Source organism: Pseudonocardia sp. 73-21, assembly GCF_001899645.1.
Lineage (GTDB): Bacteria > Actinomycetota > Actinomycetes > Mycobacteriales > Pseudonocardiaceae > Pseudonocardia.
In genome coordinates this window covers 23,116-49,551 of the sequence record NZ_MKVV01000060.1, presented here as the reverse complement: position 1 = coordinate 49,551, position 26,436 = coordinate 23,116, and the positions used below count along the sequence as shown (strand labels likewise).

Here is a 26,436-nt window from a genome sequence, read left to right as displayed (position 1 = left end):
GCTCGGTCGACTATGGCGATCCGTGCTCCGGAGCGGGCCTCGATCGCCACGATCGGGAAGAAGGTGTGGGCGGACGCGATCGACGCGACAGCGGCTACCGTGACGGCGCCGACCTGGCCCGCATCAGCCAGGTTCGCCCGCCCGGTCGCTGGTCGGCCAACCATGCAGGACGAGGGTGATCGTGCACCGCGAGCGCCCGCACTGAAGGTCGTGATGCTGGCGGTCGATCTGATCGCCTGGACCCAGCACATGCTCCTGCACGGCGAACTCGCGAAGGCCGAGCCGAAGACGCTGCGCTCCGACTGCTGCACGTCGCCGCCCGGCTCAACCGGGGACAACGCCGGTGTTGGCTGCGCATCCAATGCACGGGTCGCGGCGCTGCCCGTCCAGCTGGGTTGATCCTCAACCCCGACACGACAAGCGGCGGGAGCTACCTCAGAAGCTGACAGCCGCTACTACAAGATCGATCCACAACCCTCATGAACGACCGGGGCTAACGCGACGCCCTCCCGGCGCGACCTTCACTGGGAGGATCGGGTGCGGTCAGCCGAAGGGATTCGTACGATGAAGGTCGTCTTGTTCTGCGGTGGGTACGGCATGCGCATGCGCGACGGCCAGTCCGATGTACCCAAGCCGATGACAACGGTTGGCCCCCGGCCTCTGATCTGGCACGTAATGCGTTACTACGCCCACTTCGGCCACAAGGACTTCATCCTCTGTCTCGGTTACGGCGCCCAACACGTCAAGGACTACTTCCTGACCTACGCCGAGACTGCGTCCAACGACTTCGTCTTGCACCAGGGCGAGGTCGAGCTGCTGGGCTCCGACATCCAGGACTGGAACATCACGTTCGTCCACACCGGGCTCGCGTCACCGATCGGTGAGCGTCTGCGGCGTGTGCGGGAGTACGTGCAGGACGAGGAGGTCTTCCTGGCCAACTACGCCGACGTCCTGACCGACCTGCCGCTGAACCACATGATCGAGGAGTTCAGGGCGAGTGACGCCGTGGGATCGTTGGTGGCTGTCCCACCCCAGTCCGCCTTCCACTGCGTCGACGTCGCCGACGACGGGCGGATCTCGAGCATCCGGACGCTGCAGGACATGCCGATCTGGGAGAACGGCGGCTACTTCGTGCTCCGCCCGACGATCTTCGATCACCTACCCGAAGACGGCGACCTGATCGCGGATGCCTGTATGCCACTCGCGCAAGAGGGACGGATGCTCGCATACCGCCACAAGGGATTCTGGCATCCGGCGGATACCGTCAAGGAGCGTACGGCGCTCGAAGCGCTCTATCAGTCGGGGACGAGCCCATGGATGTTGTGGGACGCACCACAGCGGGATCCGCTCCAGACCGCCATCGCGGGTATTGGCGCCGCAGTTCTCGAGCGCTGACGCAGGCCACCGGCCCGCGGGTCTTACCGCCCGTCGCAGCGGGGCGGGCAATGCCGAGAGCGGGCCTTGACCGGTTGATCTCGCGCCACACCGGGGCGGGGATCGCTGTGGTCGGCGCGTCCATCGGGTCGGGGCCTTCTGCCCTTGCGCAGGTGCCCCGACGGCTGTGCCGACACCACTGCCGGCCACCGCCAGTAGACGCAACGCCTGCATGTCGGCCAGCCGTGCCCCCAGCTCATCCACCAACGGCCGGATCAGCTCGCCGTGAGCCACCCCGCCTCCACGGGAGCTCAGTGCGCGGAAACCTCGGCATCTGATGGCAATCGTCGTATCACCTGAGAGCAGCTCTCGGTGTGCCGGCCCGCGTCGTGGTCCGGCCGGCGGCGTCCGCTCCCCGCTGCCTGCTCCCGTCGCTCCAGACGGCACCGATCGGCCCTCGTCGGCGCACTCGGGCTGGAAGCAGCGCAACGCCAGCAACGGCGGACCGGCACCACCGGTTCGTCGGAGAAGCGGAAGGCGTCCAGGCCGCGGTCGGTGCAGAACGTGACCGGGACGCCCGGGGGCACCGCGAACAGGTCGCCCCGGGCCACGTCGTGGCGCTCGGAGCCGACGGTCACCGACCCGTCGCCGTCGAACACCTGCCAGAGGACCGACCCCGCGCAGCCGGACGTGCCGGCGCGGGCGCCGGGGCGCAGCCGGTGCATCTCGGTGCGCACGGTGGGCAGGGCGTCGCGGCCGGTGGCGGGGTCGGTGAACCGGACCACCGCGGGCCCGGGCCCGACGACGCCGGGGTCGTCGGCGGACTCCGCCTCGAGCTGGGCGGTGAGGGCGGCGTCGGTGTGCCGCCAGCGGTGGACCACCAGCGGCGAGACCCACGGCGCCGCTCCGACGGGGGCCAGGCCCGGATGGCCCCAGAGCCGTTCACTGGCTGAGACGGCGGCCTCCGGGGCGACGGTGGGCTCCGCCGTCAGGCCGTCGATCCAGGTCAACGGGCCGTCCTGCGTGCTGCACTGCCCGCCCGGCCGGATCAGCAGGTCACCCAGGGACACCGCGTACCGGTTGCCCGTGCCGTCGATCCAGACGCCCTCGCCCTCGACGACGAACCGGAACACCGTCCGGGCGTGCCGCTGGGCGGGGGCCACCCCGCCCGTGCCGAAGTGCCGCACCACCGCCATCAGACCCCGGTCGATCCCGACGACGTGCGGCAGGAATCCGGACCGCTGGATCACCGGTCGTCGCCGAGTTCGCCGGTGATCAGCGCCCCGATGTCGGTGGCGTGCGGTTCGCGCATCAGCGAGCTGTGCTCGGCGGCGATCTCGACGATCCTGTGCGGCCCGGTGAGCAGCGACGTCCAGGCGTCGGGGCCGTCGGGGTTGTCGTCGCCGAGCACGAGCAGCACCGGGGTGCTGGTCGGGCGCAGGTGGTACCGGCGGGCGACGAGCCCGGAGTTGTCGAAGAACGCGTCGAACTGGCGCTGCCCCTCGAACGGGACGACGCCGGCCAGGCGGGCCCGGACCCGCTCGCCGAGCTGGTCGAGCTCCGGCAGCCCGTGCGGGAGCACGGTCTGCACCCGGCTGCGGACCACGTCCCCGGCGGCGCCCAGACCCCGGCGCCACAGCGGCGGGGCCGCGACGGGCAGGTCGTCCGGCACGTCGGCGCGCGGGGCCAGGACGGCACCGGCGCTGCTCGAGGGCAGGTAGGTGTCGAGCAGCGTGACGTGGCGGACGCTCTCGCCGGCCTGGTCGAACTGTCGCGCCACCTCGAGGGCCACCAGCCCGCCGAACGAGTGCCCGACCAGGATGTAGGGGCCGTGCGGCTGGATGACCCGGATCAGGGCCAGCGCGCGACGGGCGGCCGCCTCGACGGTGCGGTCGGGCAGGGCGCGGCGCTCCAGGCCGTGGGCCTGGAACCCGTACACCGGGCGGTCGCCGAGATGGCGCGCGATCGGCACGAACGTGAGCGCGAGCGACCCGCCGCCGACGAAGCAGAACGCCGGCGTGCCCGCCCCGCCGGTGCGCAGCGGCACGATGTCGGGGTGGCTGGGCAGCGACGCGGAGCCGAGCGTGACCCGCTGGGTGAACTGGCGCAGCGTCGGCGCCTCGACGAGGTCCGACGACGCCACGGTGATCCCGAGCCGTTCGGTGACGAGCCGGCGCATCTCCTGGGCAGTGAGCGAGTCGCCGCCGAGCTCCATGAAGTCGTCGTCGAGCCCCACCGAGTCCAGGCCCAGTACCTCGCCCCACAGGTCCGACAGCACGATCTCCCACTGTGTGGTGGGCGGCTCGCTCGGCGTGGGCGGGGCGGCGGGCGGCAGGGCCTGGCGATCGACGCGGCCGCGCTCGTTGCGCGGCAGCTCCGCCATCGCGACGAACACCGCGGGCACCATGTACTCGGGCAGCCGCTGCCGCAGCCGGCGGCGCAGCATCGCGGGTTCCTCGGCACGGAACCGCTTGTCCGCGGCCACGTACGCCACCAGGTAGCTCGGTGCCGGAGGCCGCACCACGGCGATCACCGCCGCCTCGCTGACGGCGTCGGACTCGACGATCGCCGCCTCCACCTCGCTGGGATCGGTGAGGTAACCGCGGATCTTCACCGCGGCATCGGTGCGGCCGACGAAGCTCAGCGTCCCGTCCTGCACGCGGGCCATGTCGCCGGGCCGGCACAGCCGACGCCCGTCGGCGTCGCGGCCGAACTTGGCGGCCTCGGCCGCGGGGTTGCGCCAGTACCCGGCCGACATGTAGTCGGAGACGACGACGAGCTCACCGGTCCCACCCGCGGCGACCGGCATCCCGTCCTCGCCGAGGATCCGCACCTCCTTGTTGCTCGCGATGCGCCCGGCCGGGATCGGGCCGTCCTGCTCCGGCGAGCCCCACGGGATCTCGTGGAAGGAGATGTTGCCGACCTCCGACGACCCCGACCAGTTGACGTACGACGCGCCCCGGCGCAGGTGGGGGCGCAGTGCCTCGTAGTCGCGGCCGTAGACCGCCTCGCCGCAGGTGGTGACCAGCCGCAGCGTGTCCAGCACGTGCCCGGTGGGCAGCGCGGCCACCAACGCGCGCAGCAGGTGCGGCGTGCAGCCGAGCACCGTCAGCCGCTCCCGGGCGATGAACGGCTCCAACCCGCGCACGCCCTGGTCACGGGGGTCGTAGGCCCACACGCCGGCGCCGTTGAGCACCGCCTTGAGCATCAGCATGAACCCGCCCGCGAACGACAGCGGCAGCACCTGCGCGACCCGGTCGGTCACGTCGATCCGCAGGTTCTCCACGCCGTGGTGGGCGTCGTTGAGCGCATGCCCGTGGGTCACCACCACCCCCTTGGGGACACCGGTGGAGCCGGAGGTGAACACGATGCACAGCGGATCGCGCTGACTCGCCTCCGGCACCGCGGCCGCCGTGGCCCGGTCCGCCACCGTGTTCGGCCCGTCCGCGGCGAGCTCCTCGTAGCGCAGCACCGTGCCGACGCCCAGCTCGGCCGCCAACCCGGCGTGCCCGTCGTCGGTGATCACACACGTGCCGCCCGACAGCTCCACGATCGTCCGCAGCCGGTCGACCGGCAGGTGCCGGTCCAGGGCCACCAGGATCCGGCCCGACTTCATCACCGACCACAGCGCGAGCACGCCCTCGGCGCTGTGGTCGGTGAGCGTCAGCACGGGCGTGCCGTCGTCGGGTGCGGTGGCCAGCAGCCGCGCCGCCACCACGTCGGTGACCGCGTCGGCCCGCGCGAAGGAGTACTGCACGCCCGCCGAGCTCACGGCCGCCCGCCCGCCGACCGCCGCGACGACCTGCCGCCACCGCGTCACCACCGAGTGCACGTCACCGGGCACGGTGAGCGGGGCGAGCGTCGTGCTCGTCGCCGTCGTCACGAGGCACGCACCACGTACGGCGCGACGCTGGTGAGCTTCTCGCAGGTCTCCTCGTACTCGCGGTCGGGCCGCGACGCCCCGACGATGCCCGCGCCCGCCCGCAGCCAGGTGCGCCCGTCGCGCTGGTAGATCGCGCGCAGCACCAGCGCCGCGTCCAGCGCGCCGTCGGTGTCGAGCATGAACACGGTGCCGGCGTAGAGGCCGCGCGCGCCGTCCTCCAGCTCGCTGATCACGTCGTAGGCGGGGCGTTTCGGGATCCCCGACGCCGTCACGGCGGGGAACACCGCGCCGAGCGCGTCCCAGACCGTCCTGCCGTCCTGCAGGTCGCCCATCACGCGGGAGCCGAGGTGCTGCACGCTGCCGCGCTGCTTGACGGCCAGGAACTCGGTGATCCGCGTCGAGCCCTCGGTGGCGATCTCGGTGACCTCGTCCACGGCGAGCTTCACCGACGTGGCGTGCTCGAAGATCTCCTTCGGGTCCGACACCAGCTCCGCGCACAGCTTCGCATCGAGCGCCGCGTCGCCGGTGAACGCGCGGGTACCCGCGAGCGGCTGCGTCGACACCGCGCCGTCCGCGCTCACCTCCACCAGGCTCTCCGGGCTGAAGCCGGCCGCGACCCAGCCGCCCAGGTCCAGCAGGAACGAGCGGGTGGGGGTGTTGCGGGAGCGACCCAGCTCGTAGGTGGCGGCGATGTCGACGGGGAAGTCGACGACCACCGAGCGCGAGAGGATCACCTTCTGCATCCGGCCGCCGGCGATGTCGCCGACCGCCGACTCCACGCCCTCCCGGTACCGGTCGCTGCCGACGCGCACGTCGACGGGCGAGGCCACCGGGTCGGCGAGGGTGTCGGGTGCGGCGAGCACGCGGGCCACCGCGTCCAGGAGCGCGGGCTCCACCGCGCGCACCACGGCACGCCCCGCGCCGAGCTCGACCTCGAGGCCCGGAACGATCATGTGGGCGAGGGTCTCGTCCCCGTCGGCGGGCGGTGCGCCGGTGCCGATCTGCGCGGCCAGGTCGAAGCAGGCGAACCCGTAGACCCGCGCACCCTCGACCCCGACGCGCTCGATCGCCGCCGTGATCCCGGCCCACGGGGTGCAGGACCAGCTCGTCTCCGCGCACGACCCGTCGGCGGTGCGGGTGGACCGCACCCGCCGGGCGTCGACCACGATCTCGCCCTGCGCCAGCCCGGCGAGATGGTAGCGGCCACCCCGTTCGTACATCACGTGATGGCCGAACAAACCGGACGAAATCAATTGACGCACCGCACGTGCAGGATCCAGTGCGAGGACCTGCGTGACGACATGGTAATTGCTGATCAAGAACACCTCCAGGGGACGGAAAGGCACGTCAACGTCGACACTCGGCCTGCTGGGGACGGGGAAGCGAGTGTTCCAGGACCGACATCCACCATTCGATGCAGGCCCGGAAACTGTTACGCAGACGAGGAGACCCGTCGCGGTACGTAATCACAGTCGCGAGCACCCAACCCTGGCGGCCCAGTCGGCACACCATGACTCGTCCTGTATGTCGCAATTCCTCCACATATCGGAAATGGCGGTCACACAGCGCTGTTGCGCTCTACCCGGCCAATCTCAGGGCGTAGTCCGGCCACCACTGCCCCGCCGCCGGCTCGCCGGGGCGGCACGAGCCGTCCGACTCCCCGACCCGCTTCACCCACAGGTACGCGTCGACGAGCGGCTCGCCCGTCGACTGGGTCGGGGCCTGGCCCAGCTTCCGGCCCGGGGGGTTGCAGAAGGCCGGTCCGCCGTCCACCGTCTCGCCGTCAGGGCGGCCGTTGCCGTTGCGACTGGTGTCCACCACGAAGTGCGCGCCGCCCAGCGCCGCGGACACGGCCTTCCCGTACGCGACGACGTCGGGCGTCGGCCAGAAGTTGGCGACGTTCAACGAGAAGCCGGCCGCCCTCTCCACCCCGCTGCGGCGCAGGGCGTCGGCGATCCGGGCGGGGTCGGTGACGAAGCCGGGGTTGCCGGCGTCGAGGTAGACCTTGGCGCCGGCACCGTCGAGGACCCCGATGGCGTCGGCGAGCAGGGCGGAGCGGTCGGCGGAGCGCCCGCACCCGGTCACCTCGTGCGCGACGGCGTCCGGTTCGAGGACGACCAGGGCCGGGCCGCCGTCCAGGGCGCCGGCCACCTCGCGGATCCAGGCGCGGTAGTCGTCCGACGAGGTGGCGCCCCCGCCGGAGAAGCTGCCGCAGTCGCGGAACGGCACGTGGTAGGCCACGAAGAAGGGCGTCCTACCGGCCGCGCGCGCCCGCCGCACCTGTTCGGCCACCACCGGGGCCTGCTGACCGGTGGGCGAGGTCAGCCACTGCGCGATGGGCTGGGCGGCGATCACCCGCATCTTCTCCGCGTCGGCGGTGCGGCCGGCCGCCTGCCACTCGGCGGCCTGCGTCGCGGCCGGGGAGGTGGGGTCGACGAACAGGTCGGTCTGCGACAGCACGCTCGTGGGCGCGGCCGAGCAGCCGGCGATCAACGCCAGTGCGAGGGCAGCGACCAGGAGGCGGGACACGCCGTCGAGTCTCCCAGCCGATCCGGCCGCGCGACGCTTGCGAGACGGCCACAGATCCCTGTCTTTCCACCCCGTAGGGTCTCCCCGTGAACCGTTCCGTACGGCGGGTCCTTGCGATCGCCGCCGTACCGGCGGTCGCGGTGGCGTTACTCGTCGCGTCGGACTCCCCCTACCCGTCCGGGGAGGCTCCGCCCCCCGCGACGTTGCCCGGTTGGAAGCAGATCTTCGTCGACGACTTCACCGGGCCTGCGCTCCGCCAGGAATGGGGGCCGTACGAGGGGAGCCCAGGAGACGATCCGCGCACGAAATGGGCTCTGGACCAGGTCGTGGTGGCCGACGGCAGACTCGTTCTCGAAGGCACCCGGGCCGGCGATCTGTGGACCACCGGCGGGATCTCGAACTACAAGGTGGCCCAGACCTACGGGAAGTGGCTGGTGCGGTTCCGGGTGGACCGCAGCGACGACATCACCTACGCGATCCTGCTGTGGCCCGAGGAACCCGTTTGGCCGCCGGAAATCGACTTCGCCGAGGACGGCGGGGGGATCCGCGACGCCGCCACCGCCACCTTGCACTACAGCGCCGAGAACTCACAGATCCAGCGCGAGGTGCCCGGTGACTTCAGCACGTGGCACACGGTGGGGGTCGAGTGGATGCCCGGCCAGGTATCCTACACGCTCGACGGGAGGGTCTGGACCACCGTCGAGGACGCGGGGGTGCCGTCGATCCCGATGTGGATGGCGATCCAGGCCCAGGGCGACGGCTGCCGCAAGGACCAGGTCGTGTGCCCCGTCGCCGGCACACCCGACACGACCCGCCTGGAGGTCGATTGGGTGGCCGTCTACGCCCCCGATCCCCCTCCGGGGGTCATGCGAACGCCGCGAGTCGCAGCACCGTCAGGATGAGCCCGGCAAGGCCCAGCACGGCCGTCGCCATCGTCACCGCCCGCAGCGTCCGCCTCGAGCCACGGGGGCGGCCCGCCTCGTCGTGCACACGTTCCCTGGTCACGTCGGCTGCTCCCGCCGCTACACACGCGACGCTCAGCACCGCGAGGCCCAGCCACCCCACGAGGAACTCCAGCATGCCTACCTCTCGCCCGTGATCTTGAGGATCTCGACGTCGCGGTTCACGAAGACCTTCGTGTAGAGGCCCCTCGCGATCAGTTCGTCGGCGATGGTGATGGTCCAGCCCCTCGGCAGAGCCGACTGCAGCTCACCGATCCGGTCCTGCGTCGTCGTGACGAGGATGAACTCGGGCCGGTCCTTGATCGCGCACTCGACCTCCGGCACCCCGCAGAACCGCTCCTCCAGCGACAGCGCCGAGTAGTCGCCCAGCCGCCGGTACGGGAGGATGCCCGGGAAGCGCAGCGTCCCCACCGCAGCCCCGGTCGGGATCCGGTCGAGGAGGAAGTCCGAGCCCGCCAGCAGCCCGCCCGGGTTGCGCTCGAACGACACGTTGAGGCCGCGCGTGAACGTCAGCGCGAGCGACATCACCGTCAGCGCTACAGCGGTCAACGCGATCACGGGTACGCCCACCACGGGACGCGACGCCGTGCGGTCTCCGGCCCGCCGGCGTCCGGTCCGCTCCCGCACCGCGTGGACGACGCCGCGTGCGCCCACCACCGCCAGAGTCGCGAGGAACGGCGCGGCGTAGAGGAAGCACCGGATCAGGACCTCGCCGCCGTAGCTCTGGAGCAGCATGAGCGTGAACGGCCCCACCGCGAGCCCCACGACGAGTACCGCGTCCCGCCGCCGCCGGACGAACCAGGCACCGATGAGCGCGACGCCGAACAACGCACCCGACCAGCCGATCCTCGTCTGCTGGGCGTAGAGGTAGACGGGGTTGCCCGTCAGCCGGTCCGTGACGGCGCTGCTGATCGTGTTCTGCACCTGCCCGACATCACCGATCACCTCTCCGAGGTGCCCGAAGATGAAGTCGGTGGCCCCGTAGCTGTACCAGGCGACCATCAGCAGGACGATCATGATCCACAACGATCGGTAGCGGGTGGCCCCGCACACCACGAACGTCACCAACGCGATGATCACCGCCACCGGGGTCAGCTGGTGGCTCACCACGGTGGCCGCACCCATGACGAGCAGCGTGGCCCCCGTACCGAGGCTCGCCCCGCTCGTGACGCCGGGCGGCCGGGCGGGCACCCGTCGCGCGATCTCGAGCGCGCGGCCTACGCCACGGGCTCCGACAGCGGACGTCGGGCACTGGGTGGAGGACCACAGGAGCGTCGCGACGACCACGAGGTACAGGACGTAACAGACGGCCTGCGGAGAGAAGTAGTCCTGCTGATACCAGTTCGTACACAGGACGACGAAGACCGTGAGCCACGCGCAGCGCGGGCTCGATGTCACCGACCGCCCGATGAGGAACACGGCCAGCAGGCTCAGCAGGTTGAACACGACCGGGGAGAGCAGGAGGAACGGACGCGCGTCCGGCACCCCGGCGAGCGCCACCAGCTGAGCACCCGCCGCGAAGAAGCCGGGCCAGCTGAACCGTGCGTCGTAGGACGCGAGGACGTGGCCGTAGTCGGTGATGTAGTGGATGAACCCGACGTGCAGCCACCCCGTGGCCACGCTCGCCTGGCCGTCGGCGATGTTGACGAAGCCGTACAGGGCGAGCGTCACCAGGACCGTGCACGCGGCCAGCACCGCGGCGTCCAGCTGCCTGCGGAGCAGCGCCGCCGCGGCCACCGACATCAGCATCGCCAGCGCGACCACGTACTTCCAGCCGACGGCCGTGGCCACCCCGAGCAGGCCGGCCGCGTTCAGGTCGGTCTCGTGGACGCCGATGGCCCACACGGTCATGGCCACGACCAGCACGAACGACGTGACCAGGCGGAAGCGGACACGGGACGGCTCGGCCGCCGGCCGGACGGCCGGTGCGACTCCCGTGGCGAGCATGCGGCGGCCCACCGCGACGGCGAAGGCGAGCGCGACGGCCGTCAGCGCCCACGACGCCGGGACCGGGTGCCACCACCCGGCCTGCAGCACCGCGGTGGCGACGAGCAGGTTCGCGCCCAGGCTTACGCCGAGGGCGATGTTCGCGGACAGGAGCCGGTCGGGCAGTCGCAGGAACAAGGCGACCGGCACTCCGGGAACGACCAGCATGAAGAGCACCGCGAGTACGGGCCGGCCGGGTAGGGACACCGAGGCCGACGCCAGGGCGGGTGCGGCGACGGCCACCCCGGAGGCGACGGCGAGCACCACGACGTCGGCCCGGGTAGAGAGAGACGGAGCCGGTGGCGCGACGACCGGGAACCGATCGGTGACGGGCTCGGCCGCGGTGTGCCGTGCGGGGATCGCCTCGGTGGCGACCCCGGCCACGGGGATCGCCGTCGTGGCCGTGTCGACGACCGGGAAAGCCGTCGTGGCGGTGTCGACCAACGGGATCGCCGTCGTCGCGGTCTCCACGTGGGGGATCGCCGTCGTGGGCGCGACCCGCGGGATGGGGCGAGTGACGGGATCGACCGACCTACGAGGTCGGGGCACCGGAACCGGCGCCGCGTGGCGACCGCGCGGGCGCGGAACGGGAGCCGGAGCGCCGTGCCGGGGCCCGCCCGCCCCGCGGGATTCCCTGCTAGTTGCGGTCATGGATGTCCTGGATCCAGTTCAACAGCAGCTGCAGACCGGACCGCACATCCACCTCCGGCATGTAGCCGAGGGCCTTGCCCGCGTGGTCGATGTCGGCGGACGCGGCGCGCACGTCACCGGGACGGTACCGGGTCGACAGGACCGGGGCCGGTGATCCCGTCCGCTCGGCGACGAACTCGGCGACCTCCAGCAGGCTGACCCGGTTGCCCGAACCGATGTCGGTCAGCAACAGCCCGGTGTCGGGCCGGTCGACGCACAGCATGATCGCGCGCACGACGTCGTCGATGTACACGAAGTCCCGCAGGATGCCCCCCTCCTCGTAGACCTCGATCGCCTCGCCGCGGAGGCCGCGCGTCGCGAACAGGCTGACGATGCCGGTGTAGGGATTGCTGAGCGACTGGCCCGGGCCGTAGACGTTCTGCAGCCGCAGGATCGACAACGTGGATCCCATCGCGCTGGTCCACGCACCGAGCAGGTGCTCCTGGGCGAGCTTGGTGGCCGCGTAGACGTTCGACGGCCGGGGCTCGGTGTCCTCCGCACGGTGCGGGCACGGCACCGCTCCGGCGAGCGTGCCGTCGCGGTCGGTGGGGTTCCACTCGTGGGCGTCGAGCTGCGCGGTCCCGCGGGTGGCGGCGTAGAACGGCGTCCCCGCGGCGGTCGCCCAGCGGCCTTCGCCGTACACCGCCCGGCTCGAGGTGAGGACGATGTGTTCCGGTACGTGGCCGGTGCGGGTGAAGGCGTCGAGGATCTGTGCCGTGCCGGCGACGTTCACCAGCGCGTGCCGGCTCGCCTCCGTGAGCGACTGGCCGGTACCGGTCTCCGCAGCGAGGTGCACAACGAGGTCCGGGCGCACCAGACGGACGAGCGCGTCGCACTGCGTCGGGCTGGTGACGTCGACCGGGTAGGGACGGACGCCGGGGGCCAGCGCGGCGGGCCATCCCGGCTCGGCGTGCACCTGCGGGTGGAGCACGTCGGCAACCACGACGTCGAAACCCGCGGCCACCAGGTCACGGGACAGGCGTGAGCCGATGAAGCCCGCTCCACCTGTCACGAGCGCGGTCCGGTCAGACACGGATGTGCTCCTCGGAGTCGAGTGGACGAGACGATCGGGCCTGTGCGGGGACGGACACGGCACCCGCCGGATCGGGGTGGTCCTCGCGGTCCAACGTGATCCAGTCCGGCATCAACAGGTCGTCGGAGTCGATCCGCTTCAACGTGAACCACGGCCGGGGTGCGACGACGGGCCGGCCGGGCCGCTCGCCGAGGAAGCCACCCCACCAGCTGAACGAGCTGTTCGCCGCAACCAGGGCGTCCGCGCGGGCCAGCAGGAGGATGAGCTCCATCGGATCGGTGCCGGGAGGGGGCTGGATCGGGACGAGGTCCGGGATCCCCTCGAACTCGCGCATCACGTCGTCCAGCGCCTCGCTCATGACGTACACCGGACCCGTGACGCCGAGACCGCGGACGAGACGCAGGGACCGCTCGTAGTAGGAGCGAGTGGCCACACCGTGCACCGCCCGCTGCCTGGGCAGCAGGTAGTCGGACCGCCGGACGTTGAGGACGACCGACCCGTCGCCCGGTCTCAGCTGTTCGCACATCGCCGCATACCAGGCGGACGGGGCGGTCAGCGCGGTCATCCGACGGCGCACCTCCTCGACGACGGTCGTGCAGTACCGCCACGACTGGAAGAACCCCAGCAACGTGGTTCCCGGCACGACGTCGTGGATGCGGGGGTCGTAGCCGAACGAGCGCTCGCCGAAGATCCGCGACCCCGGCCCGGGCAGCCTCGACCCGATCCTCCGGTGGAAGGACTCCACCGTCCGAATGGGGGGCAGGCCGTAGAAGATCGGCCGGTGGTACTCCTCCCCGATCGGGTCGACGATGCCGCTGTCGAACGCGTCGAGCTGGTAGTCGAGCGAGTACACCCGCCGCTTCGCCGCCGCCTCCTCCAGGTAGAACGCCCTGTTGACGTAGAGCGGCACCTGCAGCCTGCGCGCCTGCTCCAGGCCGGTGGCGTACTGGAAGAGCTGGTTGCCCAACCGCTCGACGGGATAGATCGTGATCCCGTCCTGCATCACCCGGCGACCCCGGGTCAGTTCCCCAGCCAGCACGGCGGCACCTCTCGTCATTCGCTTCACGATCGCTGCACAGGGGACACATGGCGGTAGCCGCGCACCAACGGCACCAGGACGAACGCGGTCACCAGTGCCTCGCCCGCGAGGTAGGCGACGCCCATGCCGGTGATACCGAGCCCGTCGACCAGAAGGAAGGCCAGGGAGATCACGATGGCCGCCGTCGCCAGTTGCACGACGACGACCTGCGCCATCCTGCGGCGGATCCGGGCCAGCGTCGTGTACGTCGTGATGATCACCGTGAACGGGGCCGCCGCCGCCATGAACTGCAGCACCGCGGTGCCCTCGGCGGCGTACGCACCTCCGAGAACGGACAGCACCCACGGCGCCGAGATGATCACGGCGATCGACCCGCCGACGCCCACGGCGCAGGAGAGTCGCAGCGCGCGGCGGATCAGCGCGCCCGTGGCCCGCTCGTCGTGCGAGGCCTCCACCAGAAAGGAGGACGCGACGTTCCACACCAGCAGGTTCAACGCCGTGCTGATCATCCACGGGACCGCGTAGTAGGCGTTCGCCTCGGGGCCGAGCCTGGTCAGCACGATCAACGGCAGCAGCACCGGCACGATGTTCGCCGCCACCCCCGTCGCGTACTCGGCCGCGAAGAACCGCCCCAGCTCACCTCGCCCCGGCGGCTGGCCGCCCGTGCCGCCCGCGAGCGGCTGCCGGTTCGGCAGCATGCGGAAGTACAGGATCGGGGCGATGACGCCGACGGCCAGGGCCGCCGGAGCGCCCCACGCGACGACCACCCCGTTGCTCACGGTCGCGCCGGCCAGGAAGGCGAGCAGCGCCAGCTTCACCACGGCGAAGGCCACGTTCTCGACCGTCACCCACGCGGCGGCCCGCAGCGCGACGAGGACGAAGTCCTGCAGCAGGAAGATCGTGAGGACGACGACCAGCACCGGGAACAGCACATGGTCGCTGGGCGTCACGAGCATCTGCGTGGTCGGGCCGAGGAGCAGGAACCCGGTTCCGAGCAGCACCGCGGCGACCACGGTGACGCCGTACCCGGCCATCACGAACTGCCGGGACCGGGGCCCCGCACCCGGGAGGAAGCGCGCGTAGACGTTGCCCAGGTTCAGGCTCGCGAACGCCGCCAGCATCGTCGCCGTCGAGAGGGTCGCCGACGCCCGGCCGACCTCGGCCGGTGTGTAGAAGCGGGCCGCCGCGGCCCAGAAGGCGATCCCCAGCACCGAGGTCGACGCCGTTGTCACCATCATGGCGAGCGCGTTGAACTCCAGGTGACGGGACTTCGCAGCCGTTCCGGCGGTCATCCGCCACTGTCGGCCGAGGCGTGCTCGACAGCCTTCCCCGCCACCGGCTCCGCGAGAACGGTCCGATCGAGGATGTCGAACAGCTCGGGCTCGGTCACCAGGTCCAGCTTGCGCGCGAAGTAGAAGCCCGAACGCAGCAGCTCACCGGCGTCGTGAGCCGTGAGGACGTCCGGTCTGCCCGATCCGCGGTCGCTCCACCGGACGTAGTGCAGGGAACGGCGGGCGACCCGCAGACCCGGGTCGTTGCAGACGATCGTGGCGGTCGCCGACTCGACGGGGATGATCGTGTCCTCGTAGTGCTCCACGAAGTCCTCGTTCTCGGTGACGAACGCGACCACGGACCGCACCGCCCTCCGTGACAGGGCGAACCAGGCCGAGCTGTACCAGCAGGGGAAGTTGGCGTCGAACGGCGGCTGTGAGGAGCGGACCCCGACCTTGGTACCCATGCCCAGCTTGTCGTGGAAGGAGTAGAGGACCACCTTCTTCTGCACCGCGTTCACCGTGAAGTAGAGGGCTCGGCGCAGATGACGGGATGCCGTCCGGGCCTGATCCGGCCAGCCGTCGGTCAGACCGAGGCGGGGCACGACCTGGTAGCGGTACTCGTAGCGGCGGCGGCAGTCCAGCCGGTGGTGGGGACGGAGCTCGCGGAGATGGTGGGGATCGTCGATCTGCTCGATGGGAACGGCCTCGATGAGCGCGTCGGCCCCGCAGCGGCGGAGACCGTCGGTGACGTCGCGGATCGGGACCAGCGGGTAGTCCTGCTCGGAGAGCAGGACCATCCAACCGAACTCCATGTGGCGCAACGACCACTCGAACACCCGCCAGCGGGCCCGTTCCAGCGACAGGTCACCCCACACGATCGGCTCGTCGCTCGTGAGCACGTGCACGTCGTCGTGGTCGGCCAGGTCCCCGAGGTCCAGGTCGGTCTGGAAGCGGTCGTGGTGGATCACGACCGCGCAGTCCGGGTCACCGGTCAGCAGCGTCCTCAGGAGGCGCTGGAGCTGCGCGCCGGTGCCGTAGGAGGTGATGAAGTAGAGGACCCGTGAGGCACCGTCCCCGGCGTCACCGCGTTCCGGGGCGATCGCGTCCGGGGTCGAGCGGGGCTCGGGGATCGCGTTCATGCGAGGCCGCCGACCCGCGCTGCATAGCCGTAACAGAGCTCGCGCCAACTCTGGCGGTACACGAGGTTCGCCGCGAAGGTGAGGACCCGGTTGCGCAACCGGCGAACGGTCGGGAGGTCGCTCGAACCGCCCCCGGCCGCGGCCCGTGAGCCCTTCACGACGTCCGCGCCTGCAAGCAGTGCCCCGACGAGGCCGGGGATCTCCACGGGATCCATGGACCCCTCGGCGTCGATGATGACGGCGATGTCACCCGTGGCTGCGGCGACCGTGCCGTCGACCGAGCGCCCGTCGACGAGGATCACCTCGTGCAGGTCCCGCGAGAGGCGGGCCAGAACCCAGCCGATGTTGTGCGACTCGTTGAGGGGCGGGACGACGACGCTGATCCGGGGCGGTACGGGCGCAGGAGGATCGGGGCACTCCGGGGCAGGATCGTCGGGCAGGAGATCCGCAGGGATCCGGCTGTCCTCGATGCTGGTCATGGTCGGCGCTCCACATTCGGTGTACCGCGGCTCGTACCTTCGGGGAGAAGGGCGACGAGTGTCGGGAAGAACGGATGAGCACGACCGCATCCTCTTCCGATGGTCACGGAAGTACGGCGTCCAGGAAGTCATTCCTGAACGCTCCACATCGACGTCATCGTGGGTGCGGTAGCTGCGGTCGCGAAGGTCGGGGAAAGCGATGGGCGACAGAATCCGGCTGGGGAGCTCGACTACCACGTCGGTGAACTCACGTGCAGCGTTACGGCATGTCGGGCGACCTCGGCCGGATTAGGCCATTCGCCCCCGACTCGATCGCGCAAACAGCCCAGACCATCGGGTCGGCGTCCAGAACACGGTCGCGGCGGCTGCTACTTCGGCACCAGCGCCAGGGCGTAGTCCGCCCACCACTGCCCGGCCTCCGGCTCGCCGGGGCGACAGGCGCCGTCGCTCTCCCCCACCCGCTTGATCCACAGGTACGCGTCGACGGACGCCTCACCCGTCGTCGTGGTGGGCACCTCGCCCAGCGCACGGCCGGGCGGATTGCAGAACGACGGGGCGCCGTTGACGGTGTTGCCGTCGGGTCGGCCGTTGCCGTTGCGGCTGGTGTCCACCACGAACGGCTTGCCCCCGACGGCCGCCGACACCGCACGTCCGTAGGTCACGACCTCGGGGGTGGGGTAGAAGTTGGCCACGTTGAGGGCGAAGCCGTCGGCCTGCGCGACGCCGCTGCGCTTCAGCGCGTCGGCGAGGGCGCCGGTGTCGGTGACGAAGCCGGGGTTGCCGGCGTCGAGGTACACGGTCACCGGCCCGGCCGCCTTCAGGACGGAGACGGCGTCGGTCAACAGCTCGGCCCGGCCCTCGACGCGGCCGCACCCGGATATCTCGTGCGGCACGGCGTCCGGTTCGAGGACGACGGTGGCGGCCGCCCCGTTCAACGCGCCCGCGACCTCCCGAATCCATCTCCGGTAGTCGGCCGCGTCCTTCGCACCACCCGCGGAGTAGCTGCTGCAGTCGCGGCCCGGCACGAAGTACGGCACGAACAGCGGGCGCTGCTTCGCCGCCCGCGCCAGCCCGACGTAGCGGGTGACCTCGGCGCCGACCTGGCCGGTGGGCTGCGTCAGCCAGTCCGGCACGGGCTGTGCCGCGATCTCGCCGATGCGGCGGGCGTCGTCGGTGCGGCCATCGGCCGCCCACTGCTGCTGCTGGCGGGCGGCCGGCGTCCCGGGATCGACGAAGAACCCCGACGGAGAGGGCAGCGGCCCGGCGAGCGCGGCCGGTTGCACCGGTGCGGCGGGCGAGACGTCCACCGCGGTGGTGAACGCCAGGACGGCCACGATCGCGACGACCACGCCGACGGTGGCGCCCAGGAGCAGGGCGGTGGGACGGCGGCGGGGCCTCATGGACGCACATTCTTGCCGATCACGTGACGTGGACCCACTTCGCCACCGACGGGACGCCGGCCTTGTCGACGAGGAACAGCATGTAGTAGCCGGGCGGCACGATCGTCGGGTCGCCGGGTATCCGCAGGTCGAGCGCACCACCGGACCCCTTCGCGACCGGGAGGATCACCGAGCGCTGCTCGAGGTCGGTGGCATGGGTGGCCGCGCTCGGGCGGATCAGCCGGGCCGCCGCGATCGCACCCGCGTCCGGTGTGGTCACCGCCATCGACGTGCCGAGCTTCGCCTCCGTCGGCGCCGTGGTGATCACCGGCTGCGGACCGTGGAAGAGGTACGGCGGCGTGTAGATCTCCAGCCGCTTCTCGAACTTGGCCGTCTTGGTGTCGGCGGGGTCGGAGAACAGCGCGTTGCCGCCGAGCGTCATGACCTGGCCGTTGGGCATCAGGATGCCCTCGGCGTGGTAGTCGCGGCCGACGGTGGGGTCGGCGGCGCGGCTCAGCGTGTTCGTCGACGGGTGGTAGAGGCTGGCCAGCAACAGGTCGCTCTGGCCCTTGCCCCGGTAGTCGCGCGACCCGTTGGCGATCAGCAGGTCGTCGTTGGGCAGCTGTACCACGTTGGGGTAGCGGGTGGGGGCGGGCAGGTCCGGGCCGGGGGTGAAGGTGGGCTTCGACGCCTTCAGGTCGATGACGTCGATGCGCGTGGTGGAGCGGTTGGACTCCCCCACCCCGCCGCCACCGACCACGATCACCTTCTGGCCCTGGACGGGCCCGGCGAACGCCGACCCGCTGGTCTCCATGAGGTCGGGGTCGCGCAACCCGGTGACCGGCTCGAACGTGTTGCCCTGCAGGTTCCAGAAGCCCGGAACGCGCCCGGCGTCGGCGGGGCCGTAGCCGGCGTTGGAGCCGGAGTAGAACAGGCGGCCGGGCACCGCGGTCTGGAACAGCGCGGGGTAGGTGGGGAAGTAGCGGAACAGGTCGGGGCGCTCGGTCCAGCGCTTCGTGGACGGGTCGAACACCTCGTTCTGGCCCGGCAGGATCGTGCCGGTGCCGTCCAGCCCGGAGACGGCGAGCACGTCGCCGCCGGGCAGCCCGACCAGCGACGGGTACCAGCGCTTCTCCACCATGTCGCCGACCTTGACGTAGCGCTCGGCGACCGGGTCGAACTCGTAGGTGTCGGCGATGCCCTGGAAGTCCTGCTTGTCGAGCGTCAGCTTCTGCGCGAGCCCGTAGAGGTTGTTCGCATCCGGACCGGCGAGGCCGGTGATCGTGTACTGGGCGGCCTTCGCGGTGACGCCCGCGGGGCCGTCCGTCTCGGACTCCACGAACACCGTGGTCTGGCTCGGGGTGACCTTCGCGCCCTCGGGGATGATCGTCTTGACCGCGGGCGGGACGGTGAACGCCGTCGTGGCCTTGTACTTGCGCCCGTCCGGCGCCACGAACTCGGTGCCCTTCTCGAACGCGTGCCCCTTGTCGGGGTTCTCGTTCTTGACGACCATGCCGCCGGCCGCCTTGGTGACCTTGCCGTCGAGCACCTCGTAGCGCTGCGTGCCGCCCGCGACGAGCAGCTTGCCGTCGGGCAGGAAGGCGTGACCGGAGCAGAACAGGTCCGACGGCGTCGGGATCAGCCGCGACTGGCCGCCCGCGGGGTCGTAGAGCAGCGTGCGGAACGTGCCGGCGTCGAAGCTGGCCTGGTCGTTGCCCGAGCCCGCGACGATCAGCAGCTTGCCGGTGGGCAGCAGGGCCGCGTGGATCGCGTTGACCTGCAGGTCCTCCGGCAGGTCGATGACGTCCCAGCGGCCGTACTGCGCCGTGTAGTCGGCGCTGTGGATCAGCTGGTCGTGCTCGAAGTCGGCCACCAACGCGACCGCGGGGGGCACGTTCACCGCCAGCAGGAAGGTCGGCAGCGTGACCAGGGTGACGAGCTTGCGGCGGGTGCGGATCCAGCGCACGACACCGCGGACACGGCTCTGCACGAGGGACTTCACGAGACACTCTCCAGATCGCCGGGGGCGAACTCCGGCACGGCGGCGGACCCGGACATCGACTCGGCCGTGATCCCGGTCCCGATCTCCGCGACGGGATCGGGCCGGACCTCCGAGTGTGGGGACGGCGCATCAGTGCCGGCTGGAGCCGGCTCGACCGCCTCGGGTGCCGACTCCAGCCAGGACACCAGGAGCGGGGTGATCGTGATCAGCAACGCGAAGACCGGCCACATCAGCACGTCGACGTTCGCGTAGCCCTCACAGAAGGCGACCACGATGGCCCCGACCAGCAGCAGCGCCCAGATCAGGTGCCGCCAGAACGCGCGCAGCGAGTCGCGGGTACTGGCCGCGTCCTTCGCCGTGACGACGAACCTCGCCGGCATCCGCAGGACCGTCGCGAGCAGCGACGCGGCGTAGATCGGCGACGCCAGCACGCTCATGACCATGCCGCGCAGGCCCGGCGAGTCCTCGTCCTCGAACGGGCTGACGTTGTGGCGGCGGTTGCGCACGTAGACCCACAGCTGGAACAGCGTGGCGTCGACGTAGAGGGCGAGCCACACCGTGGGCGGCACGACGATGCCCGACGCGCCGAGCGTCAGGTACAGGGTGGCGTTGATCAGCCCGAGCACCCAGCCCAGCGCCATCGACGGGTAGAACGTGGCGATGAGCACGTAGTGCAGCGGGCGCAGGCCCGACAGGCGGTGCAGCCGCCGCCAGAACGGGCCGCGCAGCAGCTCGAACGTGCCGCGCGACCAGCGCAGCTGCTGGCTGAAGTAGTCGGCCCACGACGACGGGCCCTCGCCGACCGCCACCACATCGGGGGTGTAGACCGAGCGCCAGCGGCCACCCGTCTCGGGGTTGCGGCGCGAGTGGATCGCCAGGCCCGTGGCGAAGTCCTCGGTGATGGAGTCCATCAGGCCGCCGACGCAGCCCAGCGCGTCGATGCGCACGGCGTTGTTCGTGCCCACGAGCATCGCGACGCCGTAGGCGTTGCCCGCCCGCTGGATCACCGAGTGGAACGGGAACTGCTGCGACTCCGCGGCGCGGGTGACGAAGTTGTCGACGTTGGCGTAGCACTGCGGGCCGACGACGAACGCGGTGTCGGGGTCACGGAAGTAGCCGAGCATCCGGTCGGCGTAGTCCGGGGTGGGCACGTGGTCGGGGTCCACCGACATGAACACGTCGTAGCGGTAGCCGTGGGCGTCGAGCCAGGCGTTGTAGTTGCCGTGCTTGGTCCTGGCCTTGAACGCCCCGTGGGCCTGGTTGTACTGCTCGACGCCCTTGCGGCTGAAGTGGCGCACGCCCTCGGCTGCGCACATCTCACGCACCTCGTCCGAGTCGCCCTCGTCGAGCAGCCACACGTCGAGGCGGCCCTCGTAGCGGATGCGCCGGGCGGCCCGCAGCGTGGTGCGCACCATCTCCAGCGGTTCCTTGCCCGGGACGATGGTGGTCAGGAACGCCACGCGCAGCGACGGGTCGGGCATCACCGGCACGGGATCGCGCGCCAGCAACGAGGCCAGCGACAGCGAGAACACGTTGATCAGCCGCATGCCCTCGACGAGCGTGACCGCGCCGATCACGAAGACGTTGGCCACGTTGATCTGCCACGGGTTGTCGAAGTCCGGATGGTGGTCGGGCGAGAGCAGCCACAGCACGAACGCGACCTCGACCGCCACGTTGAGCGTGATGATGAGACCGGTGCGGATGGCCCGCCCGCGACCGCCCGCGGTGTGCAGCCTCTGGAACCGGACCCGGTAGGGCCCATCCGGCGGCTCGGTCAGCGGGCCGGCGAGTACCCCGAACCGACCGAGACCACCGTCGTCGGCCTGCTCGCTGGGACAGCTCAGATCTATCGACACGGTGCGCGCATTCCCCCGTACTCGAACGCGTGGACAAGACAGCGGGCAGTCCGTGCCCGGAGCGGCTGCGGTGGTCACCACACCGCGTCAGCCGCAGCCCTTGTCACCTAGTCGAGCTACACCGCGAACCCGTTACAGAGGATTCGAAACGGACAGTAAGAAAATAGACCTCTCGGGTGAGCGATCCCCAGTCCATTCGGCTCAGGCGGCTACACCCAGCCAGGGCTCCCAGGCGGGCAGCGGCTCGACGGCCAACACCAGCACGCCCCCGGCGGTGCGGTGCGGCGGGCGGGGCGGCTCGGCGAGGCTCCAGCCGATCTCCTCGAGGAGCTTGTCGGCCTTGCGGGAGTTGCACGAGCGGCAGGCCGCCACACAGTTCTCCCAGCTGTGCTCGCCGCCGCGGCTGCGCGGCACCACGTGGTCGATCGTGTCGGCCTTGCGGCCGCAGTAGGCGCAGCGGCGCAGATCGCGGCGCAGCACGCCGGCTCGGGTCATGGGTACGGCGCGGCGGTAGGGCACGCGGACGTAGCGCGAGAGGCGCATCACGGAGGGAGCGGGGATGGAGAGGTTCTCGGAGTGGAAGAAGCCGTCGATGGTGGCTTCGACGCACTCGGCCTTGCCGGTGAGCATCAGGACGACGGCACGCTTGGCGGTGACCACCGCGAGCGGCTCGAACGTGGCGTTGAGGAGCAGGACCCGGGACCCCGTCGGGAGCACGCTCGGGAGCGGCGTGATCCCCGGTACCTCCCCTGGATCGGGGTGGGCACCGTTGGGGTCCGGTTGTCGATGCTTCACGCGACCACCTCCCTGCGCAGGCTGATCAGACCATAGCGCGGGCGGGTTACGCGAGTGTGATATCGCATGGAACTCGCCCTGGCACGGCCCATGACGGGGCCGACGGAACCCGCCCGGTACGGTCGGGCGACACCAGACGATCGAGGGAGCAGGACGTGGGAACGAGCAGCCCGGCCATCGGGATCGCCGTCGTCGGAGCCGGATACTGGGGGCCGAACCTCGTCCGCAACGCCCAGCAGACGCCCGGTTTGCACCTGGAGTACCTCTGCGACCTCGACGAGGCGCGGGCGAAGAAGGTGCTCGGCGAGTACTCCACCGTGCGGGTCTCGAACTCGCTCGACGAGGTCCTGGCCGACCCCGCCGTGTCCGCCATCGCCATCGCGACGCCCGCGGGCACCCACTACCAGGTGGCCATGGCCGCGCTCGAGGCCGGCAAGCACGTGCTGGTCGAGAAGCCGCTGGCCCCCACCTACGAGGAGGGCCGCCTGCTCGTCGAGGCCGCCGAGCGCCACGAGCGCGTCCTCATGCTCGACCACACCTACGTCTACACGCCGCCGGTGCGCCACATCCGCGAGCTGCTGCGCGGCGGCTCGCTGGGCGACCTGCAGTGGCTCGACTCGGTGCGCATCAACCTCGGGCTCGTCCAGCCCGACGTCGACGTGCTGTGGGACCTGGCCCCGCACGACCTGTCGATCTTCGACGCGATCCTCCCCGACGACGTGCACCCCGTCTCGGTGGCCGCGCACGGCTCCGACCCGGTCGGCGCCGGCCACGCCTGCGTCGCGCACCTGACCATCCGGCTGTCGAACGACGCGCTGGCCCACGTGCACGTCAACTGGCTGTCCCCCACCAAGATCCGCACCGTTGTCGTCGGCGGCTCGCAGCGCACCGTCGTGTGGGACGACCTCAACCCGGTGCAGAAGCTGTCGGTGCACGACCGGGGCGTCGACCTCACCGAGGCCAGCAAGCTCGACGCCGACACCCGCGGCCGCACCACCGTGTCCTACCGCACCGGCGACACCGTCGCACCCGCGCTGCCCAACCAGGAGGCCCTGCGCTCGGTGATGGTGGAGTTCGCCGCCGCCATCTCGGAGAACCGCGCCCCCCTCACCGACGGCTGGTCGGGCCTGCGCGTCCTCGCCCTGCTGGAGGCCGCCTCCACGAGCCTCGCGAAGGACGGCATGTCCGTCCCGGTCCGCGAGGTGGACGTGAAGGGCCGCCGGACGGGGTCCGAGGACGCCCTGAGCGACGCCACCCGCCGCGGCCGCGGCGAGGTCACGGTCTGACCCGCCCGACGGACGGCACTCCCGTCGCAACCCGTGCGACGACAGTGCCGTTCGTCGCAGGTGGTCGCTCAGCCGAACAGCTCGTCCACCGAGTCCACGGTGGTCGCCCGGCGCAGCCGGATGTCGAGCTGCTCGGGGTCGCGGCATCCGGCGATACGGGTTCGATCAGCATCGGTGATGTCGGAGCCCCGAGTCTCGAGCACCGTGAGCAGCGTCTTCGCCTCGCCTTGGACGACGCCCTCGATCCTGCCCCCTGCTCGGCCCGGGACGATGTACTTCCGCACGAAATCGCGGCAGTTCTCGGCTAGTGCTTGCGGTTGTCCCGCTTCGCCCGCCAGTACAGGTACGGGCCCGCCGCGTAGCCGGCGAACTCCACCAGCGCCGCACCGCGGGGGGACTCGATCCGCTCCCCCAGCGCGTGCTTGGTGTCGGAGCGGATCTTCACGATCTTCTGGAGCCCCTGAGGCACGCGCTGCACGACGTCCCACCGGGTGGACGGGCGGGCGATGGTCTTCGCGATGAACGCCGCGAAGCCCGTGCCGTAGCCGTAGAGCTGGCGCAGCAGCTCGTCACGCCCGGCGCGGTGGTGGTGCCACACGATCGCCGACGGCTCGTAGGCGATGGCCCGGCCCTCCAGCAGCGTGGTGACGAACGCGTCGAGGTCCTCGCCGCCGCGGGTGCGGGCGCCGGCGCCCAGCGCCTCGTCGAAGCCGTGGGTGGAGGTGAGGAACTCGCGGTCGAACGCGAAGTTGGCGCCCGTGCCGTAGATGCCGGCGGAGTAGGGGTAGAGCGCGCCCTCGCGCCGGGCCCCGTGCATGTCGAAGATCTCCGGCCGGGGCCGGGTGGACCACGACGACGCCCGGGCGTCGAAGTAGGCCTCGGCGGCGGTGTTGACGCTGGCGGTGCACACCAGGCCGGTGACGCAGCCGATGTCGGAGCGGCGTCGGAAGCCCCGGACCAGGCCCTCGATCCAACCGGCGTCCACCGACACGTCGTCGTCGGTGTAGGCGAGGTAGCGCCCCGTGGCGGTGGCGAGGCCCTTGTTGCGGGCGTAGGACAGGCCGGCGCGCGGCTCCACGACGTAGCGGAACCGGTCGTCCTCGGCCATCACCTTCTCGACGACGGCGCGCGTGCTGCCGTCGCTGGGGGCGTTGTCGACGATGATGATCTCGAGGTTCGGGTAGGTCAGCGCCTGCAGCCCGGTGAGGCAGCGGGTGAGGATCGTGCTGCGGTTGTGGGTGCACACCACCACCGAGACCGGCTCGTCGGCCTCGATGTGGTTGGGGCACGACGCGGTGGCGGCGGGCAGCGGCACGTCGTCGGGGCCGAGCGCCGTGCGCGCCGGGAGCCCCTCGTCCACGAGGTGCTCGTTGACGTCGGCCGACCAGCGCGCCCACACCACGCGCAGCAGCTGCTCGCGGTCGACGTCGCCGTCGACGGCGGGCAGCGTGACGTATCCGAGCGGCTCACCGTGCAGCCGGACGAGCACGCGCGCCGTGGTGTGGCCGGGTTCCTGGGGGGCCACGGACCGGATCGCACCGTCACCGGCCAGGTCGGTCTCGCAGCACCACATGCCCTCGGTGGCGATCAACGGCCTTCCCCATTCATGTGACGAGCCTTCGTTCCGGTCGCGTCGTGGTCGGCCGTGCCGAGCCGGTCGTTGACCCACGCCGTGTAGGCGCCGACCCGGGCCCGCAGGTGCGGGACCTTGCGGCGCGTCTGCACCACGGCCTCGGTGAGGGGGGTGAGCCGGTCGCGGGCCCGCACCGCCAGCGGCGAGGTGAGCCGCTGGCGCAGCTTCGCGACCTGGGGCGCCGCCCAGAGCAGGTCCTTCTCGAGCGCGAACTCACACAGCCGCTGGAACATCGGGGGGTCCTCCAGGAACGCCCGCGGCGCCCTCGCGACGGCCATGACGGCCAGCGCCCGGTGGGCGCGCTTGAGCAGCTCGTCGGCGCCCTCGACCCGGGAGCCCGCGCCGGCGTACCACTCGTCGAACGCGTCGTCGTTGCTGTCGAGCTCGCCGACGCCGAGCAGGTCCTTGCCGCGCGACATGTTGCTGGGGTGGAAGCGGTAGAACGCCGAGACCGGACCGGTGACCTCGATGACGTCGCCCAGGCTGGCCAGGCGCAGCCACATCTCCATGTCGGAGCTGTAGGGCACCTTCGGGTTGTAGCCGCCCGCCTGACGCTGGGCCGAGGTGCGCACGATCACCTCGGGTGAGCGCACGTCGGTGACGCCCTGGTCGCAGCTCTTCGCGATCCAGTCGCGGCCCGGCCACACGACGGAGCGCAGGTCGCGCTGCTTGCGCAGGGTGGGCAGGTGCGGACCCTCGAAGACGCGCACCGGCCCCTTGACGAACGTGGCGTGCGGGGTGCGTTCCAGCAGGTCGACGCCGCGGTCGAGCCAGCCGGGGGCGAGCGCGTCGTCGGCGGAGAGCAGCACCACGTAGTCGCCCTTGGCCTGGTCGAGGCCGTCGTTGGCGGTGGCGATGAGGCCCTGGTTGCGCTCGTTGCGCACCACCCGGACGCGGGTGTCGAACCGGGGCAGCGCCTGTACGACCTCCCAGGAGTCGTCGGGCGAGCAGTCGTCGATCACGAGGACGTCGATGTCGACGCGCTCGTTGCGCAGGATGCTCGTGACGGTCTGCTGCACGTACTGGCCGTACTTGTAGCAGGGCACGACGACGCTGACGGTGGGCCGCGGTCCGATCGATGTCACGGGGTCACTCCG

Annotated in this window: 22 protein-coding genes; 4 read left to right on the top strand and 18 right to left on the bottom strand. The window is 71.3% G+C overall.

The genetic code is table 11. The annotated features are described in order from the left end of the window. Positions 1–12: 12 nt before the first annotated feature. The gene (locus BGP03_RS19735) at positions 13–399 is read left to right on the top strand and encodes a hypothetical protein (RefSeq protein WP_298800565.1); all 387 of its coding nucleotides are present in this window, start codon (positions 13–15) and stop codon (positions 397–399) included. A 165-nt stretch (positions 400–564) separates the two neighbouring features. Further along, the gene (locus tag BGP03_RS19730) at positions 565–1,395 is read left to right on the top strand and encodes a sugar phosphate nucleotidyltransferase (RefSeq protein ID WP_298800547.1); all 831 of its coding nucleotides are present in this window, start codon (positions 565–567) and stop codon (positions 1,393–1,395) included. Positions 1,396–1,685: 290 nt separating this feature from the next. Here the strand turns inward: BGP03_RS19730 and BGP03_RS19725 are convergent, their stop codons facing one another. The 4 genes from BGP03_RS19725 to BGP03_RS19710 form a co-directional block, all read right to left on the bottom strand. Continuing rightward, the gene (locus tag BGP03_RS19725; protein ID WP_298800546.1) at positions 1,686–2,624 is read right to left on the bottom strand and encodes a hypothetical protein; all 939 of its coding nucleotides are present in this window, start codon (positions 2,622–2,624) and stop codon (positions 1,686–1,688) included. Next, positions 2,621–5,257 carry an alpha/beta fold hydrolase gene (locus BGP03_RS19720; protein ID WP_298800545.1) on the bottom strand — a complete coding sequence of 879 codons (2,637 nt, stop codon included), beginning with the start codon at positions 5,255–5,257 and terminating at the stop codon, positions 2,621–2,623. Before BGP03_RS19720 ends, BGP03_RS19725 begins: the two co-directional genes overlap by 4 nt. Then, on the bottom strand, positions 5,254–6,477 hold the full coding sequence (locus BGP03_RS19715; protein ID WP_298800544.1) for a salicylate synthase: 1,224 nt from the start codon (positions 6,475–6,477) through the stop codon (positions 5,254–5,256). Before BGP03_RS19715 ends, BGP03_RS19720 begins: the two co-directional genes overlap by 4 nt. 358 nt (positions 6,478–6,835) lie before the next feature. After that, positions 6,836–7,786, bottom strand: coding sequence for a glycoside hydrolase family 6 protein (locus BGP03_RS19710; protein WP_298800542.1), 951 nt, complete (start codon positions 7,784–7,786; stop codon positions 6,836–6,838). An 86-nt stretch (positions 7,787–7,872) separates the two neighbouring features. Between BGP03_RS19710 and BGP03_RS19705 the strand changes: the two genes are divergently transcribed. Then, on the top strand, positions 7,873–8,688 hold the full coding sequence (locus BGP03_RS19705; RefSeq protein WP_298800541.1) for a glycoside hydrolase family 16 protein: 816 nt from the start codon (positions 7,873–7,875) through the stop codon (positions 8,686–8,688). Here BGP03_RS19705 and BGP03_RS19700 read toward each other — a convergent pair. From BGP03_RS19700 to BGP03_RS19650, 11 genes are all read right to left on the bottom strand, one after another. Then, complete coding sequence (locus BGP03_RS19700; protein ID WP_298800540.1) at positions 8,651–8,866, bottom strand: hypothetical protein; 216 nt, start codon at positions 8,864–8,866, stop codon at positions 8,651–8,653. The genes BGP03_RS19705 and BGP03_RS19700 overlap by 38 nt on opposite strands. Before the next feature lie 2 nt (positions 8,867–8,868). Further along, complete coding sequence (locus tag BGP03_RS19695; RefSeq protein ID WP_298800539.1) at positions 8,869–11,205, bottom strand: hypothetical protein; 2,337 nt, start codon at positions 11,203–11,205, stop codon at positions 8,869–8,871. A gap of 166 nt (positions 11,206–11,371) precedes the next feature. Then, complete coding sequence (locus BGP03_RS19690) at positions 11,372–12,457, bottom strand: SDR family NAD(P)-dependent oxidoreductase (protein ID WP_298800538.1); 1,086 nt, start codon at positions 12,455–12,457, stop codon at positions 11,372–11,374. After that, positions 12,450–13,514: an alpha-1,2-fucosyltransferase gene (locus BGP03_RS19685; RefSeq protein WP_298800537.1), complete on the bottom strand. Its 1,065-nt coding sequence runs from the start codon at positions 13,512–13,514 to the stop codon at positions 12,450–12,452. Before BGP03_RS19685 ends, BGP03_RS19690 begins: the two co-directional genes overlap by 8 nt. Before the next feature lie 5 nt (positions 13,515–13,519). Then, on the bottom strand, positions 13,520–14,788 hold the full coding sequence (locus BGP03_RS19680; protein WP_298800536.1) for a hypothetical protein: 1,269 nt from the start codon (positions 14,786–14,788) through the stop codon (positions 13,520–13,522). Further along, positions 14,785–15,909 (bottom strand): beta-1,6-N-acetylglucosaminyltransferase, encoded by a 1,125-nt coding sequence (locus BGP03_RS19675; protein WP_298800535.1) that lies wholly within the window; start codon positions 15,907–15,909, stop codon positions 14,785–14,787. Before BGP03_RS19675 ends, BGP03_RS19680 begins: the two co-directional genes overlap by 4 nt. Beyond that, positions 15,906–16,388, bottom strand: a complete 483-nt coding sequence (locus tag BGP03_RS19670) for a glycosyltransferase family 2 protein (protein ID WP_298800533.1) — start codon at positions 16,386–16,388, stop codon at positions 15,906–15,908. Before BGP03_RS19670 ends, BGP03_RS19675 begins: the two co-directional genes overlap by 4 nt. 368 nt (positions 16,389–16,756) lie before the next feature. Further along, entirely contained in the window at positions 16,757–17,788 is a 1,032-nt protein-coding gene (locus BGP03_RS19665) for a glycoside hydrolase family 6 protein (RefSeq protein WP_298800532.1), read from the bottom strand. Between the two features lie 19 nt (positions 17,789–17,807). Further along, on the bottom strand, positions 17,808–19,769 hold the full coding sequence (locus BGP03_RS19660; protein ID WP_298800531.1) for a kelch motif-containing protein: 1,962 nt from the start codon (positions 19,767–19,769) through the stop codon (positions 17,808–17,810). Beyond that, on the bottom strand, positions 19,766–21,625 hold the full coding sequence (locus BGP03_RS19655) for a cellulose synthase catalytic subunit (protein WP_298800530.1): 1,860 nt from the start codon (positions 21,623–21,625) through the stop codon (positions 19,766–19,768). Before BGP03_RS19655 ends, BGP03_RS19660 begins: the two co-directional genes overlap by 4 nt. 201 nt (positions 21,626–21,826) lie before the next feature. Next, positions 21,827–22,318, bottom strand: coding sequence for an HNH endonuclease (locus BGP03_RS19650; RefSeq protein ID WP_363094113.1), 492 nt, complete (start codon positions 22,316–22,318; stop codon positions 21,827–21,829). Positions 22,319–22,575: 257 nt separating this feature from the next. Between BGP03_RS19650 and BGP03_RS19645 the strand changes: the two genes are divergently transcribed. Next, positions 22,576–23,706: a Gfo/Idh/MocA family oxidoreductase gene (locus BGP03_RS19645; RefSeq protein WP_298800529.1), complete on the top strand. Its 1,131-nt coding sequence runs from the start codon at positions 22,576–22,578 to the stop codon at positions 23,704–23,706. A 68-nt stretch (positions 23,707–23,774) separates the two neighbouring features. Here the strand turns inward: BGP03_RS19645 and BGP03_RS19640 are convergent, their stop codons facing one another. From BGP03_RS19640 to BGP03_RS19630, 3 genes are read right to left on the bottom strand one after another with little or no spacing between them, the layout of a single operon-like run. Next, the gene (locus tag BGP03_RS19640; protein WP_296372213.1) at positions 23,775–23,990 is read right to left on the bottom strand and encodes a hypothetical protein; all 216 of its coding nucleotides are present in this window, start codon (positions 23,988–23,990) and stop codon (positions 23,775–23,777) included. Between the two features lie 20 nt (positions 23,991–24,010). Then, positions 24,011–25,297 carry a glycosyltransferase family 2 protein gene (locus tag BGP03_RS19635; RefSeq protein ID WP_296372211.1) on the bottom strand — a complete coding sequence of 429 codons (1,287 nt, stop codon included), beginning with the start codon at positions 25,295–25,297 and terminating at the stop codon, positions 24,011–24,013. Next, positions 25,294–26,424 carry a glycosyltransferase gene (locus BGP03_RS19630; RefSeq protein WP_298800528.1) on the bottom strand — a complete coding sequence of 377 codons (1,131 nt, stop codon included), beginning with the start codon at positions 26,422–26,424 and terminating at the stop codon, positions 25,294–25,296. Before BGP03_RS19630 ends, BGP03_RS19635 begins: the two co-directional genes overlap by 4 nt. Positions 26,425–26,436: the final 12 nt, after the last annotated feature.